Source organism: Streptomyces sp. JLBT605, from assembly GCF_058215555.1.
Window position 1 is genome coordinate 5130623 of record NZ_CM177087.1, and the last position, 15333, is coordinate 5145955.

The 15333-nt window shown below is 71.0% G+C and carries 14 protein-coding genes; 10 read left to right on the top strand and 4 right to left on the bottom strand.

Annotated elements, in window-relative coordinates:
* The first annotated feature begins 145 nt into the window (after positions 1-145).
* The 4 genes from AC4BDD_RS22375 (at position 146) to AC4BDD_RS22390 (ending at position 3274) form a co-directional block, all read left to right on the top strand.
* Positions 146-934: a PspA/IM30 family protein gene (locus tag AC4BDD_RS22375; RefSeq protein WP_490687243.1), complete on the top strand. Its 789-nt coding sequence runs from the start codon at positions 146-148 to the stop codon at positions 932-934.
* 41 nt (positions 935-975) lie between these two features.
* Positions 976-1254 carry a PspA-associated protein PspAA gene (gene pspAA, locus AC4BDD_RS22380; protein WP_490687244.1) on the top strand — a complete coding sequence of 93 codons (279 nt, stop codon included), beginning with the start codon at positions 976-978 and terminating at the stop codon, positions 1252-1254.
* Between the two features lie 65 nt (positions 1255-1319).
* The gene (locus AC4BDD_RS22385; RefSeq protein WP_490687245.1) at positions 1320-2603 is read left to right on the top strand and encodes a sensor histidine kinase; all 1284 of its coding nucleotides are present in this window, start codon (positions 1320-1322) and stop codon (positions 2601-2603) included.
* Positions 2600-3274 carry a response regulator gene (locus tag AC4BDD_RS22390; RefSeq protein ID WP_490687246.1) on the top strand — a complete coding sequence of 225 codons (675 nt, stop codon included), beginning with the start codon at positions 2600-2602 and terminating at the stop codon, positions 3272-3274. The genes AC4BDD_RS22385 and AC4BDD_RS22390 overlap by 4 nt, the downstream gene beginning before the upstream one ends.
* Positions 3275-3401: 127 nt before the next feature.
* On the opposite strand, the gene nadA is transcribed toward AC4BDD_RS22390, so the two are convergent.
* Positions 3402-4580: a quinolinate synthase NadA gene (gene nadA / locus AC4BDD_RS22395; RefSeq protein ID WP_490687247.1), complete on the bottom strand. Its 1179-nt coding sequence runs from the start codon at positions 4578-4580 to the stop codon at positions 3402-3404.
* Between the two features lie 251 nt (positions 4581-4831).
* Here nadA and erpA point away from each other — a divergent pair, with 251 nt between their 5' ends.
* On the top strand, positions 4832-5185 hold the full coding sequence (gene erpA / locus AC4BDD_RS22400; protein ID WP_135340779.1) for an iron-sulfur cluster insertion protein ErpA: 354 nt from the start codon (positions 4832-4834) through the stop codon (positions 5183-5185).
* 109 nt (positions 5186-5294) lie between these two features.
* Here the strand turns inward: erpA and AC4BDD_RS22405 are convergent, their stop codons facing one another.
* Positions 5295-6989, bottom strand: a complete 1695-nt coding sequence (locus AC4BDD_RS22405; RefSeq protein WP_490687248.1) for a hypothetical protein — start codon at positions 6987-6989, stop codon at positions 5295-5297.
* Between the two features lie 184 nt (positions 6990-7173).
* Positions 7174-7395: a hypothetical protein gene (locus tag AC4BDD_RS22410; RefSeq protein WP_490687249.1), complete on the bottom strand. Its 222-nt coding sequence runs from the start codon at positions 7393-7395 to the stop codon at positions 7174-7176.
* A gap of 176 nt (positions 7396-7571) precedes the next feature.
* On the opposite strand from AC4BDD_RS22410, the gene AC4BDD_RS22415 reads away from it, so the two are divergent.
* Complete coding sequence (locus AC4BDD_RS22415; protein WP_490687250.1) at positions 7572-8546, top strand: carbohydrate kinase family protein; 975 nt, start codon at positions 7572-7574, stop codon at positions 8544-8546.
* 104 nt (positions 8547-8650) lie between these two features.
* On the opposite strand, the gene AC4BDD_RS22420 is transcribed toward AC4BDD_RS22415, so the two are convergent.
* On the bottom strand, positions 8651-10180 hold the full coding sequence (locus AC4BDD_RS22420) for a cysteine desulfurase/sulfurtransferase TusA family protein (protein ID WP_490687251.1): 1530 nt from the start codon (positions 10178-10180) through the stop codon (positions 8651-8653).
* 536 nt (positions 10181-10716) lie between these two features.
* On the opposite strand from AC4BDD_RS22420, the gene ctaC reads away from it, so the two are divergent.
* From ctaC to AC4BDD_RS22440, 4 genes are all read left to right on the top strand, one after another.
* Positions 10717-11724, top strand: a complete 1008-nt coding sequence (ctaC, locus tag AC4BDD_RS22425) for an aa3-type cytochrome oxidase subunit II (protein WP_490687252.1) — start codon at positions 10717-10719, stop codon at positions 11722-11724.
* Entirely contained in the window at positions 11721-13460 is a 1740-nt protein-coding gene (ctaD, locus tag AC4BDD_RS22430) for an aa3-type cytochrome oxidase subunit I (protein ID WP_490687253.1), read from the top strand. The genes ctaC and ctaD overlap by 4 nt, the downstream gene beginning before the upstream one ends.
* A complete protein-coding gene (locus AC4BDD_RS22435) occupies positions 13457-13855 on the top strand; it encodes a cytochrome c oxidase subunit 4 (RefSeq protein WP_490687254.1) in 399 nt (132 codons plus the stop codon). Before ctaD ends, AC4BDD_RS22435 begins: the two co-directional genes overlap by 4 nt.
* A 220-nt stretch (positions 13856-14075) precedes the next feature.
* Positions 14076-15326 (top strand): L,D-transpeptidase, encoded by a 1251-nt coding sequence (locus tag AC4BDD_RS22440; RefSeq protein WP_490687255.1) that lies wholly within the window; start codon positions 14076-14078, stop codon positions 15324-15326.
* Positions 15327-15333: the final 7 nt, after the last annotated feature.

The following is a 15333-nucleotide window of genomic DNA, read 5'->3' on the forward strand; positions in this document are numbered from 1 at the left end:
TCCGCCGGAGAGACGGCACCGCCGATCGTCCTGGAGGAGGAGTACGAGCGGCTCCGGACAGTGCGGTAATGGAAGCAGGGCCCGTACGCTGGGTCTGTCAGGGTGTGCCGGAGTCTCGTCCGTCAGAAGGGGGCGCGCGAAGCCCATGAGCGGTGTCATGAAGCGTATGGGGATGATCTTCCGCGCGAAGGCCAACAAGGCCCTCGACCGGGCCGAGGATCCGCGCGAGACCCTCGACTACTCGTACCAGAAGCAGCTGGAGCTGCTGCAGAAGGTGCGACGCGGCGTCGCCGACGTGGCCACCTCGCGCAAGCGCCTGGAGCTCCAGCTCAATCAACTGCAGAGCCAGTCCGTCAAGCTGGAGGACCAGGGCCGCAAGGCGCTGGCACTGGGCCGCGAGGACCTGGCGCGCGAGGCGCTGTCCCGGCGCGCCTCGCTCCAGCAGCAGGTCACCGACCTGGAAACGCAGCACCGGACCCTCCAGGGCGAGGAGGAGAAGCTGACGCTGGCCGCGCAGCGGCTGCAGGCCAAGGTCGACGCCTTCCGCACCCGGAAGGAGACCCTCAAGGCCACCTACACCGCCGCCCAGGCGCAGACCCGGATCGGCGAGGCGTTCTCCGGCATCTCGGAGGAGATGGGCGACGTCGGCATGGCGATCCAGCGTGCCGAGGACAAGACCGCCCAGATGCAGGCGCGCGCGGGCGCGATCGACGAGCTGCTGGCTTCCGGCGCCCTGGACGACCCGACCGGCATGGCCAAGGACGACCTCACCGCCGAGCTGGAGCGGATCTCCGGTGGGGCGGACGTGGAGCTGGAGCTCCAGCGGATGAAGGCCGAACTGGCGGGCGGCAGCGGTCCGCAGCAGGCTATTGAGGGCGGCCGGCCGGAGCGGACCGAGCAGGCCCAGGGGCAGCACAAGTTCGACAAGAGCTGAGCCGGCGGCCCCTCGCCGGGCGGATCTCTTCAGGAGGCGTCGTGATCGTACGCATCATGGGGGAGGGGCAGCTGAAGCTGGCGGACAGCCATTTCTCCGGCCTGAACAAGCTGGACGACGAACTGCTCGCCGAGGTCGAGCGGGGGGACGAGGAAGGCTTCCGGCGCACCCTCGCGGCCCTCCTCGACGCCGTGCGAGCACTGGGCGAGCCCCTGCCGGACGACACCCTGGAGCCGTCCGAGCTGATCCTCCCGGCATCCGACGCCACCCTGGACGAGGTCAAGCGGATGCTCAGCGACGACGGGCTCATCCCCAGCTGACCGAAGTCCACCCGGCTGATCCAGGTGGCAAGCGGGGCACACCGGACGCGCCCCAGCACTTACCTTTGGATGCCGTGACTCCCTTCGCCGCCGGACCGGGCCTCGCCCGCTCCTACCGCTGGCTGCGCGCGCATCCCTACGCCCTGGACACCGTGCTGGCCCTGGGCGTCTTCGGCACCATCCTGATCGGCGCGGTGACCAATCCGCGCCACACCGAGCCCGCCCCGCTCGGCGCCGTCTTCGTGCTCGTCTGCGCGCTCGCCTCCGCGGCCCTGATCCTGCGCGGCCGGTACCCGCGCAGCGTGCTCGCCTTCACCAGCGCCGCGTCGCTCGCCGAGCTGGTGGGCCCGGTGCGGGACGGCCCGCCGCGCGGCGCGATCATCCTCAGCGTCGTGGTGGCGCTGTACACCGTCGCCTCGCGCACCGATCGGCCCACCACCTGGCGGATCGGCGCCGCCACCGTCGCGGTCATCAGCGGGTCCAGCATGCTGCTGGGCACCGGCCCCTGGTACGCCGCGGAGCATCTGGGGGTCTTCGCCTGGACCGGCATGGCCGCGGCCGCCGGGGACGCGGTGCGCAGCCGCCGGGCGTACGTGGCCGCCATAGAGGAGCGCGCGGTGCGGGCGGAGCAGAGCCGTGAGGAGGAGGCCCGCCGCCGGGTCGCCGAGGAGCGGCTGCGCATCGCCCGCGAGCTGCATGACGTCGTCGCCCACCACATCGCCCTGGTCAACGTGCAGGCCGGGGTGGCCTCGCACGTCATGGACAACCGCCCCGACCAGGCAAAACAGGCCCTCGCGCACGTCCGGGAGGCGAGCCGCTCGGCGCTCGACGAACTGCGCGCCACCGTCGGCCTGCTGCGCCAGTACGGCGACCCGGCCGCTCCCACCGAGCCGGCCCCCGGCCTCGGTGTCCTCGGCCAGCTCGTCGACGGCTTCGTACGCGCCGGGCTGAGCGTCGCGGTCACCATCGAGCCGGCGGAGGGGCCCGGAGCGCTGGCCGCGAGCGTGGACCTGACCGCCTACCGGGTGGTGCAGGAGGCGCTGACCAATGTGCACAAGCACGCCGGGCCGCAGGCCAAGGCCGAGGTGCGGATCGTCCGGTCCCGGGCCGCGCTGGAGGTCACCGTGGAGGACGACGGCGCGGGCGGAGGTCCGGCGGAGGACGGCGCCGGCGGCCGGCACGACGGCAGGGCCGGCGGCGATGGGGGTGGCGGACACGGGCTGATCGGCATGCGGGAGCGGGTCGCCGCGCTGCGCGGCGAGTGCGAAGCCGGACCCCGGAGCGAGGGCGGCTTCCGGGTACGGGCGAGACTTCCCCTGCAGGCCCGCACGGGAGGGGACCCCGAATGACGATCAAGGTGCTGCTCGCCGACGACCAGGCGTTGCTCCGCAGCGCGTTCCGGATACTGGTCGACTCCGAGCCGGACATGGAGGTGGTCGGCGAGGCGTCGGACGGCGCCGAGGCGGTGAAGATCGCCCGCGAGCAGGGCGCCGACGTGGTGCTGATGGACATTCGGATGCCCGGCACCGACGGGCTGGCGGCCACCCGCATGATCACCGAGGACCCGCGGCTGTCCGGGGTGCGGGTGGTCATGCTGACCACCTTCGAGGTGGACGAGTACGTCGTGGAGTCGCTGCGCGCGGGCGCCAGCGGCTTCCTGGGCAAGGGCGCCGAGCCCGAGGAACTGCTGTCCGCGATCCGGGTCGCGGCGGGCGGCGAGGCGCTGCTCTCGCCCGCCGCGACCAAGGGGCTGATCGCCCGGTTCCTGGCCCAGGGCGGCGGCGACCAGCCGGCCGACTACGACTCGGCCCGGCTGGACGCGCTGACCTCGCGGGAGCGCGAGGTGCTGGTGCAGGTCGCGGGCGGCCTGTCGAACGACGAGATCGCCGAGCGGCTGGAGGTCAGCCCGCTCACCGTGAAGACGCACGTCAACCGGGCGATGGCGAAGCTCGGCGCGCGCGACCGGGCCCAGCTGGTGGTCATCTCCTACGAAACCGGCCTGGTCCGCCCCCGGGCATAAGGGGCGCGGGGAGTCCTCAATCGCCGGATGGGCAAGATCAGCCCGTCCGGCGATTGAGGACTGGGGGTCCCCCCGACGAAGTCTGGGGGAGGGCCCGGGGCGGAGCCCCGGCTCAAAGGCAGGCTGCCTACGGCAGCGCGAGCATCCGCTCCAGCGCCAGCTTCGCGAAGCTCTCGGTCTCCCGGTCGACCTGGATCCGGTTGACGACCTTGCCCGCCGCGAGCGACTCCAGCGCCCACACCAGGTGCGGCAGGTCGATCCGGTTCATCGTGGAGCAGAAGCAGACCGTCTTGTCGAGGAAGACGATCTCCTTGCCCTGGTCGGCGAAACGGTTCGCCAGCCGGCGCACCAGGTTCAGCTCCGTGCCGATGGCCCACTTGGACCCGGCCGGGGCGGCCTCCAGCGTCTTGATGATGTACTCCGTGGAGCCGACGTAGTCCGCCGCCGCCACGACCTCGTGCTTGCACTCGGGGTGCACCAGCACGTTGACGCCCGGGATCCGCTCCCGCACGTCGTTGACCGAGTCCAGCGAGAAGCGGCCGTGCACCGAGCAGTGCCCGCGCCACAGGATCATCTTCGCGGCGCGCAGCTCCTCGTCGGTCAGCCCGCCGTTCGGCTTGTGCGGGTTGTAGACGACGCAGTCGTCCAGCGACATCCCCATGTCGCGGACCGCGGTGTTCCGCCCGAGGTGCTGGTCGGGCAGGAAGAGGACCTTCTCACCCTGCTCGAACGCCCAGTCCAGGGCGCGCTTGGCGTTGGAGGAGGTGCAGATGGTGCCGCCGTGCTTGCCGGTGAACGCCTTGATGTCCGCGGAGGAGTTCATGTACGAGACCGGGACGGTGAGCTCGGCGATGCCCGCCTCGGTGAGCCGGTCCCAGCACTCGGCGACCTGCTCGGCGGTGGCCATGTCGGCCATCGAGCAGCCCGCGGCCAGGTCGGGGAGGATGACCTGCTGGTCGTCGCCGGTGAGGATGTCCGCGGACTCGGCCATGAAGTGCACACCGCAGAAGACGATGTACTCGGCGTCCGGCCGGGCGGCCGCGTCCCGGGCGAGCTTGAAGGAGTCGCCGGTGACGTCGGCGAACTCGATGACCTCGTCGCGCTGGTAGTGGTGGCCGAGGACGAAGACCTTGTCCCCGAGCTTTGCCTTCGCCGCGCGGGCGCGCTCCACCAGGTCCGGGTCGGAGGGCGCGGGCAGATCGCCGGGACACTCCACGCCGCGTTCGCTCTTCGGGTCGGCCTCGCGGCCGAGCAGAAGCAGGGCGAGCGGTGTCGGCTGGACATCGAGTGGCTGGGCGGTGGTCACGACACGCACCCTTCTTTCTTCGTCTGCGGGAAGCCCCGAACGAGGCTTGTCGTCATACTGACGCTATTTATCATAACCGGTTTGTGTCACGTTGACGATGGCCATCGCGTCGATGTGACGCATTCCCGTGTGCCTGAGCGGTGTGCGAGCATGAGGGGCACACGAGAAATGCGCTGGGCCCCGGAATGAATCCGGGTTGCCGCTGGTTGAAGCCGACGGCAAGCAGTCCGTACGACCCTGGAGAGAAGCAGATGACCGTTCAGGACGAGACCACCGCGAGCGAGGGCATCATCCTGTCCGACGCCGCCGCGTCGAAGGTCAAGAGCCTGCTGGAGCAGGAAGGCCGCGACGACCTCGCGCTGCGCGTCGCCGTCCAGCCCGGTGGTTGCTCGGGCCTGCGCTACCAGCTCTTCTTCGACGAGCGTTCGCTCGACGGCGATGTGGTGAAGGACTTCGACGGCGTCAAGGTCGTCACCGACCGCATGAGCGCCCCGTACCTGGGCGGTGCCTCCATCGACTTCGTGGACACCATCGAGAAGCAGGGCTTCACCATCGACAACCCGAACGCCACCGGCTCCTGCGCCTGCGGCGACTCCTTCAGCTGAGCCTCGCCGGCCGTCCGGCGAGACGCGTGGAGGCGGTGGTCCCGATCCGGGACCACCGCCTTCGCGTATGTTCAGCGCCCGCGCCGCCCTCGGCTCATGGGCGCTCCGGTCACCTCACCGGCACGGTCTCACCGGTGGAGGCGTCGACCACCTTCCGGTCGCCCAGCGGCTTGTCGAGCGTCACCTTCGTCTCCTGCTCCTGCGCGAGCGTGATGCACGGCCGACCCGGCTCGTCCCGCTCGCCGGTGATCCGGACCTTCACCTCGCCGGACGACTCCTCGGCGGTGCCGGTGTAGGTGGAGCACACTCCGCCGAAGAAGCGCAGGGTCAGCGTCCTGCCGTGCGTCGCATAGGCGACGGCATGCTCGGTGGAGTCCCACTTGCCCGGCTTGACGGGGGTGCCCGGTGCGGCCTCCTGGCCCGGCTCCTCGCCGGGGGCTGCCGGCTCATCGCCGGGGGCCTGCTCCTCGCCGCCGTCCGCCGCGGTCCCCTTGACGAACGCCGGGTCGATCGCGGGCGGGGCGACGAACGACGTGGCCCCATCGCCGCTCGCGCCCGGCGAGCGCACCTCGAAGATCCACGACGGCACCAGCGCGTACCGGCCGTCCACCGAGTGGGCCGCCAGCCCGAAGGTGGCCTTCTCCACGGTCATGGTGGCGGGCCTGCCGGGCGCCGGCGCGCACTCGGCGGACCCGTCCTTGCCCTTGCCGCCACCGACCGTGCCGTCCGTGGTCTTGCTGTCCTTGCCCTTGCCGTCGGCGCCCGGCTCCGAGCCGTCGGTGTGCGGCACCGGCACCGCGCAGTTCGTCGGCTTCTTCGGCGCCACCCCTCCGGCCGCGTCGTCGTTCAGCCGCTTCAGCGTCTTCTCGGCGCTGAGCAGCGGATAGTCCCCGGTCGGCTTCAGCTCCGAGAGCATCCCGCTGCCGCCGACGACGGAGCCGTCCGCGGCGATCTGCAGCCGGGTCTGCCAGCCGTGCGTGGGCAGCCCGCCGATCACCGGGCTCGCGGTGACCACGCGCAGCGCGCCGTGCACCTCACCGGCGTCCAGCTTCGCCCCGCTCAGCCCGAGCGTCTTCAGCACCGGCGCGGCGGCGCGCTTCGCGGCCTGCTCGGAGACGGCCGTGGAGCCGCCGGAGGCACCGGAGCCGCCGCGGAGGCTGCCGCAGCCCTTGGGTGCCGGGCCCTCCTCGGCATCCGAGGAGGAGACGCTGTCGTCGGGGGAGCCAACACCCAGCGGCCGCTCGACGCAGGTGGAGCCGCCGGGGGTGCCGTACATCGAGTACATCCAGCCGCCCGGGCCCTCCTGGTTGACCTGGAGGGTCGGGCTCATCGCGTCCGGAGTGCCGCCGACCTTCCAGACGAGCCGATCGGCGTGCGGAGTGCCGGAGACGTCCAGCGCCTTCGCCAGCCGGGCCACCTCTTCCTTGGTGACCTTCCCCCCGGTCAGATAGGCCGGCGCGGACTTCGGCCCGTCGGGCAGCTTGCCGCCGGCCTTGTACCGCGTGCCGTACGGATTGTGCTCTCCGACCGCGATGCCGTGCGACGCGCCGGTCCCCGACTCGCCCTTCCCCACGCCGGGGTACTGGTCCAGCGCCAGCGGCTCGGGGGCTCCGCCCTGGGCCGATCCACCGCCCGACCCGCCGTCGCCGGACGCCACCGCCGCCCAGTACGCTCCGCCGCCACCGGCGAGCAGCACGGCCGCGGCGACCGAGGCGACGGCCAGCGGCGAACGCCGTCGGCGGGCCGGGGCGTCGTCGACGTCGGGGCCGGGGGTCTGAGGGGTGTCTTCGGTGCTCTCGCTCACCGGTCCGCTCCTTCGTGCTCCGCTCGATGTGTACGGCTCGTCCCCTTCATGGGACGCCGCTGTGACGGAGCAGGGCGGCGAGCGGTTCCCCGCGTTCGTTTTCCGGGCGCGCCTTTCCCGAGGGCGCTGCCCGGGCGAGCGTTTCCGGCGGGCGGTTCCCGGCGGGCGGTTCCCGGCGCGGCGGTCAGTCGCCGTAGTCGGACATGCCGTCCACCAGACGGGCGGACTTCGGCGGAACGGTGACCCCGTGGATGCGCGAGGGGGAGACGCGGTCCGGGACCGGCGCTACGGTGGCGGACCAGTGGGCGGCCATCGCGGCGCAGTCGCCGCGCAACTCGGCCAGCGACTCGGCCTCGGCGTCGGTGCCGGTGGTTCCGGGAAGGTCGGGGGTGGTCTGCTGATGCATGGAAGCTCCCGTTCCGGGGGGCCGCGCTCGCGGCCCCGTACAAAAGCACCGTATGCAGCGCTCGGGCGGTGAAGAAGGCCCTACTATCGGGTAGTTTCGCCCGTTCGTTGGGTGACCCATGGACCGGGTAGCGTGAAGCGTCAGAATTCGCCGTCCTTCGCAGGAGCAGATTCGCCGTGCGCATCGCAGTCACCGGCTCCATCGCTACCGACCACCTGATGACCTTCCCCGGCCGCTTCGCCGATCAGCTGGTCGCCGACCAGCTGCACACGGTCTCCCTCTCCTTCCTGGTCGACACGCTCGACGTCCGCCGCGGCGGCGTCGCCCCGAACATCTGCTTCGGCATGGGCGTGCTCGGCCTGCGGCCGATCCTGGTGGGCGCCGCCGGCTCGGACTTCGCCGAGTACCGCGCGTGGCTGGACCGGCACGGGGTGGACACCGCCTCGGTCCGCATCTCCGAGGTCCTGCACACGGCCCGCTTCGTGTGCACCACGGACACCGACCACAACCAGATCGCGTCCTTCTACACCGGTGCGATGAGCGAGGCCCGGCAGATCGAGCTGCAGCCGGTGGCCGACCGCGTCGGCGGGCTCGACCTGGTGCTGATCGGCGCGGACGACCCCGAGGCGATGGTCCGGCACACCGAGGAGTGCCGCACCCGGGGCATCCCGTTCGCCGCCGACCCCTCGCAGCAGCTCGCGCGGATGGACGGCGAGGACATCCGCGGCCTCATCGAGGGCGCCGAATACCTCTTCACCAACGAGTACGAGAAGGCCCTGGTCGAGAACAAGACCGGCTGGAGCGCCGACGAGATCCTCGGCAAGGTCGGCGCCCGCGTCACCACGCTGGGCGCGCGCGGGGTGCGCATCGAGCGCTCGGGTGAGGAGCCGATCGTCGTCGGCTGCCCGGAGGAGGACGCCAAGGTCGACCCGACCGGGGTCGGCGACGCCTTCCGCGCGGGCTTCCTCGCCGGTCTCTCCTGGGAGCTGCCGCTGGAGCGGTCGGCCCAGATCGGCTGCATGCTCGCGACCCTGGTGATCGAGACGCTCGGCACCCAGGAGTACGAGCTGCGGCGCGGCCACTTCATGGAGCGCTTCGCGAAGGCGTACGGGGACGATGCGGCGGCCGAGGTCCGCAGCCACCTGGCCTGATCGGCCGAGAGCCCACAGCCCACAGCCCCCCGGCACGCCCGGGGGGCTGTGGGCGCTCCGGTGGGTCGCCGTAGGAGAAGGAGTGGCGACCCACCGGGCACGCCCTATCGGCTGCGCGCCACCCGGTAGGCCGTTCCGCGCTCGGCCGGGCGTTCACCCAGGTAGTCGTGGCCGCGCATGGCGCACCAGGCGGGGATGTCCAGCCGGGCCGCCTCGTCGTCGGAGAGCACCGCCACCACGGCGCCGACCGGCACTTCGCCGATCACCTTGGCCAGCTCGATCACCGGAATGGGGCAGCGCTTGCCGAGGGAGTCGACGACCAGCGCGTCCGCCGGCTCGTTGGGCTCGGACGGCGCGTCCGGCGCCGACTCGGTCCTCGCATCCGTCGCGGCCGTCGCGGCCGTCGCATCCGTCGCATCCGTCGCGGCCGGCCCGGCGGTCGGCGCGCCCGCCGGTGCGGCGCTCGTCGCGGCCACCTCCGGGAGCGTCGCCGCGGCGGGGGCACCCAGCCGCTCGCGCACCGATCGCACCACTCCCGGCAGCAGCTCCAGGAAGCGCTCCACCTCCGCCGCCTCGGTGCCGGCCGGCAGCGACACCCGTACGTTCCCCTCCGACAGCACCCCCATCGCCCGCAGCACATGGCTGGGCGTCAGCGTGCTGGAGGTGCAGGAGGAACCGGAGGAGACGGAGAACCCGGCACGGTCCAGCTCGTGCAGCAATGTCTCCCCGTCGACATAGAGACAGGAGAAGGTGACCAGGTGCGGGAGCCGCCGCACCGGATCGCCTACCACCTCCACCTCGGGCACCAGCTCCGGCACCCGCCTGCGGATCCGGTCCACCAGCTCCCGCAGCCGCGCCGACTCGGCCGCCGCCTCCTGCCGCACCGCTCGCAGCGAGGCCGCGGCGGCGACGATCGCCGGGAGGTTCTCGAAACCGGCCGCGCGCCCGGACTCCCGTTCGTCCGCCGGTCCCTGGGCGGCGAACCGCACCCCCTTGCGCACCACCAGCAGCCCGACCCCGGCCGGTCCGCCCCACTTGTGGGCGCTTCCCGTCAGCAGCGACCAGTCGCCCTCGACCGGACCCCAGCCCAGCGACTGCGCCGCGTCGACCAGCAGCGGCACCTCGGCCGCCCGGCACTCCTCGGCGATCGCGGCGACCGGCTGCTCGGTGCCGACCTCGTGGTTGGCCGACTGGAGGCAGGCCAGGGCGGTCGGGCCGGGCGCCTCGCGCAGCGCCGCCGCGTAGGAACCGGGCGCGACCCGGCCGGTACGGTCCACCGGCACCTCGGTGACGGTTCCGCCGGCGGCCTCGTGCGCCGCGGCGGAGTGCAGCACCGCGGAGTGCTCGACGGCCGAGACGATCAGGTGGCGGCCGGCCCGGCGGCGGCCCGCCAGCGCTCCGGCGATGCCGTCGTGCAGCGCGCGCGTCCCCGAGCTGGTGAAGACCAGTTCGTCGGGGCGGCAGCCGACCGCCTCGGCCGCGGTCTGCCGGGCGGCGTCCAGCAGCATCCGGGCGCGCCGCCCCTCGCGGTAGAGCCTGGCCGGGTCGGCCCAGCCCTCATCGAGGGCGGCGACCAGCGCCTGCCGGGCGACGGGGTGCAGCGGGGCGGAAGAGGCGGCGTCGAAGTAGGGCACGTAACGAACGCTAGTCGCTCGGCCCGTGCGGGCAAGGGCCGAGTCGTCCGGCCATGGGCGGCGGCGGGGCAACGGCCGGGGTGGCGCGGTCCCCGCGCGGTCCCGGGCAGTCCCCGCGCGGTCACTCGCGCAGCCCCCGCCCGGTGGCGGAACCGTCCGGTCATGCGCGGCGGTGCGGCCCCGCCAGGGAGACGGAACCGTTTCCGGCCAGGGTGGCCGGGGGAGGGGGATTCGGCCGTGCCGCTCCGCCTCTGTCCGGCCTCGCTCGGATACCGTGTCCACACGCTCGCCAGGGCACGGCTCGACGGCCCGTCAACGGCGGGGCCCACCAGGGCGGAACCGCTGGCGGAGGCCGTTATTCCACCCCTTCGGGGAGTGACGCGGCGCGTTGGGCACCCTCCCCGCGCGGCCCTAAAAGGCGTCCAGTAGGGTTTGGTCCGCATAAACATCCAAACCCCTGCCCGCACCGGGCCGGCGACCGACCAGCGAGACGGCCGCAGCCGGCCGCGCGGGCGAGACTCTCGGGAAGGCGCTACGTGAGTCCCAACGGCTCCGACCGCTCGTCGCGGCGCCCGGTGCGGCGGAAGCTGCTGCAGGCGCTGTCCGCGGGCTTGGTCCTGGCGACCGCCACCGGTTGCACATCCAAGGACTTCCCCCGCCTCGGATTGCCCGATCCCGCTACGGAAGAGGCGCCGCGGATCCTCTCCCTGTGGCAGGGCTCCTGGGCTGCTGCCCTCGCGGTCGGCGTCCTGGTGTGGGGCCTGATCCTGTGGAGCTGCATCTTCCACCGGCGCAGCAGGACCAAGGTCGAGGTTCCTCCGCAGACCCGGTACAACATGCCCATCGAGGCGCTGTACACCGTGGTCCCGATCATCATCGTCTCGGTGCTCTTCTACTTCACGGCCCGTGACGAGAACGAGCTCCTCAAGGTCGACAAGAAGCCCGACCACGTCGTCAACGTCGTGGGCTACCAGTGGAGCTGGGGCTTCAACTACATGGAGAACGTGGACGGCGACGCCGCCACGGGCTACACGTACAAGGCCAAGAAGGGCGACGAGAAGCTCCCGAAGCAGAACACTCCGCCGGAGAACATCGCCAACATCCCGGACCGCATGCTGGCCACCGTGCCCGCCGGCGCCGAGGGTGTCTACGACGCGGGCATCCCGGGCGACCGGAACCCGGACAAGGGCTGGCCCGGTCCCACGCTGTGGCTGCCCAAGGGCGAGACCGTCGAGTTCATCCTGACCTCCCGGGACGTCATCCACTCGTTCTGGGTCGTGCCGTTCCTGATGAAGCAGGACGTCATCCCCGGGCACACCAACCGCTTCCAGGTGACTCCGAACAAGGAGGGCACCTTCATGGGCAAGTGCGCCGAGCTCTGCGGCGCCGACCACTCCCGGATGCTCTTCAACGTCAAGGTCGTCTCCCCCGAGGAGTACCGGGCGCACCTGAAGGAGCTCAAGGACAAGGGTCAGACCGGCTACATCCCGTCGGGTATCGAGCAGACTGACCATGCCAAGAACGCGGAGACGAAGCAGAAGTGAGCATCGAAAACGAACCTCGGGCGGCGAGCGAAGCCGCCTCCTACGAGGACGAGCTGCCAGTCCGCACCAAGCAGCCCGGCAATGTCGTGGTGAAGTGGCTGACGACCACTGACCACAAGACCATCGGTACGCTGTACCTGGTCACCTCGTTCGCGTTCTTCTGCATCGGTGGTCTGCTGGCGCTGTTCATGCGCGCCGAGCTGGCGCGTCCCGGCACGCAGATGATGTCGAACGAGCAGTTCAACCAGGCGTTCACGATGCATGGCACGATCATGCTGCTGATGTTCGCCACGCCGCTGTTCGCGGGCTTCGCGAACTGGATCATGCCGCTGCAGATCGGTGCGCCGGATGTGGCCTTCCCGCGGCTGAACATGTTCGCCTACTGGCTCTACCTGTTCGGTTCGCTGATCGCGGTGGCCGGGTTCATCACCCCGCAGGGCGCGGCCGACTTCGGCTGGTTCGCCTACTCCCCGCTGTCGGACGCGGTCCGCTCCCCGGGTGTGGGCGCGGACATGTGGATCATGGGTCTGGCGTTCTCCGGTTTCGGTACGATCCTGGGCTCGGTCAACTTCATCACCACCATCATCTGCATGCGTGCCCCGGGCATGACGATGTTCCGGATGCCGATCTTCACCTGGAACGTGCTGCTGACCGGTGTGCTGGTGCTGCTGGCCTTCCCGGTGCTGGCCGCGGCGCTGTTCGCGCTGGAGGCGGACCGCAAGTTCGGCGCGCATGTCTTCGACGCGTCCAACGGTGGCGCGCTGCTGTGGCAGCACCTGTTCTGGTTCTTCGGCCACCCTGAGGTGTACATCATCGCGCTGCCGTTCTTCGGCATCATCTCCGAGGTCGTGCCGGTCTTCTCGCGCAAGCCGATGTTCGGTTACGGCAGCCTGATCGCCGCGACCATCGCGATCGCGGGTCTGTCGGTGACGGTGTGGGCGCACCACATGTACGTCACCGGTGGTGTGCTGCTGCCGTTCTTCTCCTTCATGACCTTCCTGATCGCGGTTCCCACCGGTGTGAAGTTCTTCAACTGGCTGGGCACCATGTGGAAGGGCTCGCTCAGCTTCGAGACACCCATGCTGTGGGCCGTCGGCTTCCTGATCACCTTCACCTTCGGTGGACTGACCGGCGTCATCCTGGCCTCGCCGCCGCTGGACTTCCACGTCTCGGACTCGTACTTCGTCGTCGCGCACTTCCACTACGTGATCTTCGGCACCGTGGTGTTCGCGATGTTCTCCGGATTCCACTTCTGGTGGCCGAAGTTCACCGGCAAGATGCTGGACGAGCGGCTCGGCAAGATCACCTTCTGGACGCTGTTCATCGGCTTCCACGGCACCTTCCTCGTCCAGCACTGGCTGGGTGCCGAGGGCATGCCGCGCCGTTACGCGGACTACCTGGCCGCCGACGGCTTCACCACGCTGAACACCATCTCGACGATCAGCTCCTTCCTGCTGGGCCTGTCGATCCTGCCGTTCTTCTACAACGTGTGGAAGACGGCGAAGTACGGCAAGAAGGTCGAGGTCGACGACCCGTGGGGTTACGGCCGCTCGCTGGAGTGGGCGACCTCCTGCCCGCCGCCGCGGCACAACTTCCTCACCCTGCCCCGCATCCGCTCCGAATCCCCGGCGTTCGACCTGCACCACCCGGAGATCGCGGCGCTTGACCAGCTGGAAAACCTGGGCGAGCACGCCGAAGACAAGGCCCTGGCGGGCGGCAAGGAGGCCGGCAAGTGAAGGTCCAAGGCCGGATGTTCATCTGGCTCGCCGTCTTCGTCCTCGCCATGGCCGTGGTCTACGGCGTGTGGTCGAAGGAGCCGGCGGGCACCACCGCGCTGTTCCTGGCCTTCGGCCTGTGCATCATGATCGGCTACTACCTGGCCTTCACGGCTCGCCGGGTGGACACCGGAGCGCAGGACAACAAGGACGCTGACGTCGCGGACGACGCTGGTGAGCTGGGCTTCTTCTCCCCGCACAGCTGGCAGCCGCTGTCCCTGGCCGTCGGTGGCGCGTTCGCCTTCATGGGCGTCATCTTCGGCTGGTGGCTGCTGTACTTCTCGGCCCCGATCATCCTGGTCGGCCTCTTCGGCTGGGTGTTCGAGTACTACCGCGGCGAGAACCAGAACCAGTAGCTCACGCACGACGCCGCGCGCGGCGAGCAAGACAGGGCCCGGACACCTCCTCAGGTGTCCGGGCCCTTCGTCGTACCGTCCGTCATCCGCTCACGTCATCCGCTCGCGTGATCCGCTCGCGTCATCCGGGACCGCGCGATCCGCCCCGAGCGGTCCCGGCGCCCCTCGATTGCAGTCATCCGGCGCGCCGTTCCTGCCATTTCTTCATAGTTTGTGGTTTATGAGTCACAGCTCTCGTACCCGCACTGTCCCGGTCTGCGCCCTGCTGGTGGCGCCGCTCGCGGCGGGCCTCGCCGGCTGCGGCGGCTCGTCCTCGGATCCGCTCGCCGCCAAGCCGTACGACGCCGCGGGGCACGTCGCCTTCGGCGGCCTCGCCACGGGCAGGCAGGTCGATCCGGACAAGCCCCTGGAGGTGACCGTCAAGGGGGACGGCAGCCACATCACCGACGTGACCGCCACGGACGCCGCAGGACGGTACGTACGCGGCGAACTCAACGCCGACGGCACGAGATGGCGCAGCACCGCGCCGCTGGCCGCAGGGGCCCACTACACGCTGCGGGTGAGCACCGAGGACGCGGTCGGCCGGCCCGGCCGCCGGACCATCGGCTTCGACACCGCCCCCGCCGACCGGCGACTGCGCGTCACCTTCGGCCCGGACAGCGGCACCTACGGGGTGGGGCAGCCCATCACCGCCGAGCTGAGCAGGCCGGTCAAGAGCGCCTCGGGGCGCGCGGCGGTGGAGAGCGCCCTGAAGGTGGAGGCGCAGCCCGCGGTCAAGGGCGCCTGGCACTGGGTGAACGCGCGGACCCTGCACTACCGGCCCAAGGCCTACTGGCCCGCAGGCGCCCGCATCTCCGTCCGCTCCGCACTGGACGGCGTCAGGGTCGGCCGCGGGCTGTACGGCGGGGCCTCCAAGCCGCTGAAGCTGCGCACCGGTGCCCGGATCGAGGCCATCACGGACGCGCGTACCCACCAGATGACCGTGCTGCACGACGGCAAGAAGATCCGCACCATCCCGATCACCACCGGACGACCCGGTTTCGACACCCGCAACGGTGTCAAGGTGGTCCTCGCCAAGGAAGCCTTCGTACGGATGCGCGGCACCAGCATCGGCATTCCCGAGGGAAGTTCGGACTCCTACGACCTGCCGGTCTACTGGGCCACCCGGGTCACCTGGAGCGGCGAATACGTGCACGCGGCGCCCTGGTCGGTGGGCTCGCAGGGGTCGGCGAACGTCAGCCACGGCTGCACCGGGATGAGCACCGAGAACGCCCGCTGGTTCTTCGGCGCGATCCACGTCGGCGACATCGTCAAGGTCCAGGGCAGCAGGGGCGCGACCATGACGCCCTTCGACAACGGCTTCGGCGACTGGAACATGTCGTGGGAGAAGTGGAAGAAGGGCAGCGCGCTGCGGCCTACGGCGGACCGGGGCGGCCTGGCCGACGCGGCCAGGCTCCGCCCCACGGTGTGAGGCCCCC

Excerpts from the sequence above, each read along its gene's own strand:
- erpA (WP_135340779.1), top strand. The coding sequence starts at position 4,832 with ATGACCGTTCAGGACGAGACCACCGCGAGCGAGGGCATCATCCTGTCC.
- AC4BDD_RS22390 (WP_490687246.1), top strand. The coding sequence starts at position 2,600 with ATGACGATCAAGGTGCTGCTCGCCGACGACCAGGCGTTGCTCCGCAGC.
- AC4BDD_RS22440 (WP_490687255.1), top strand. The coding sequence starts at position 14,076 with ATGAGTCACAGCTCTCGTACCCGCACTGTCCCGGTCTGCGCCCTGCTG.
- AC4BDD_RS22410 (WP_490687249.1), bottom strand. The coding sequence starts at position 7,395 with ATGCATCAGCAGACCACCCCCGACCTTCCCGGAACCACCGGCACCGAC.
- AC4BDD_RS22375 (WP_490687243.1), top strand. The coding sequence starts at position 146 with ATGAGCGGTGTCATGAAGCGTATGGGGATGATCTTCCGCGCGAAGGCC.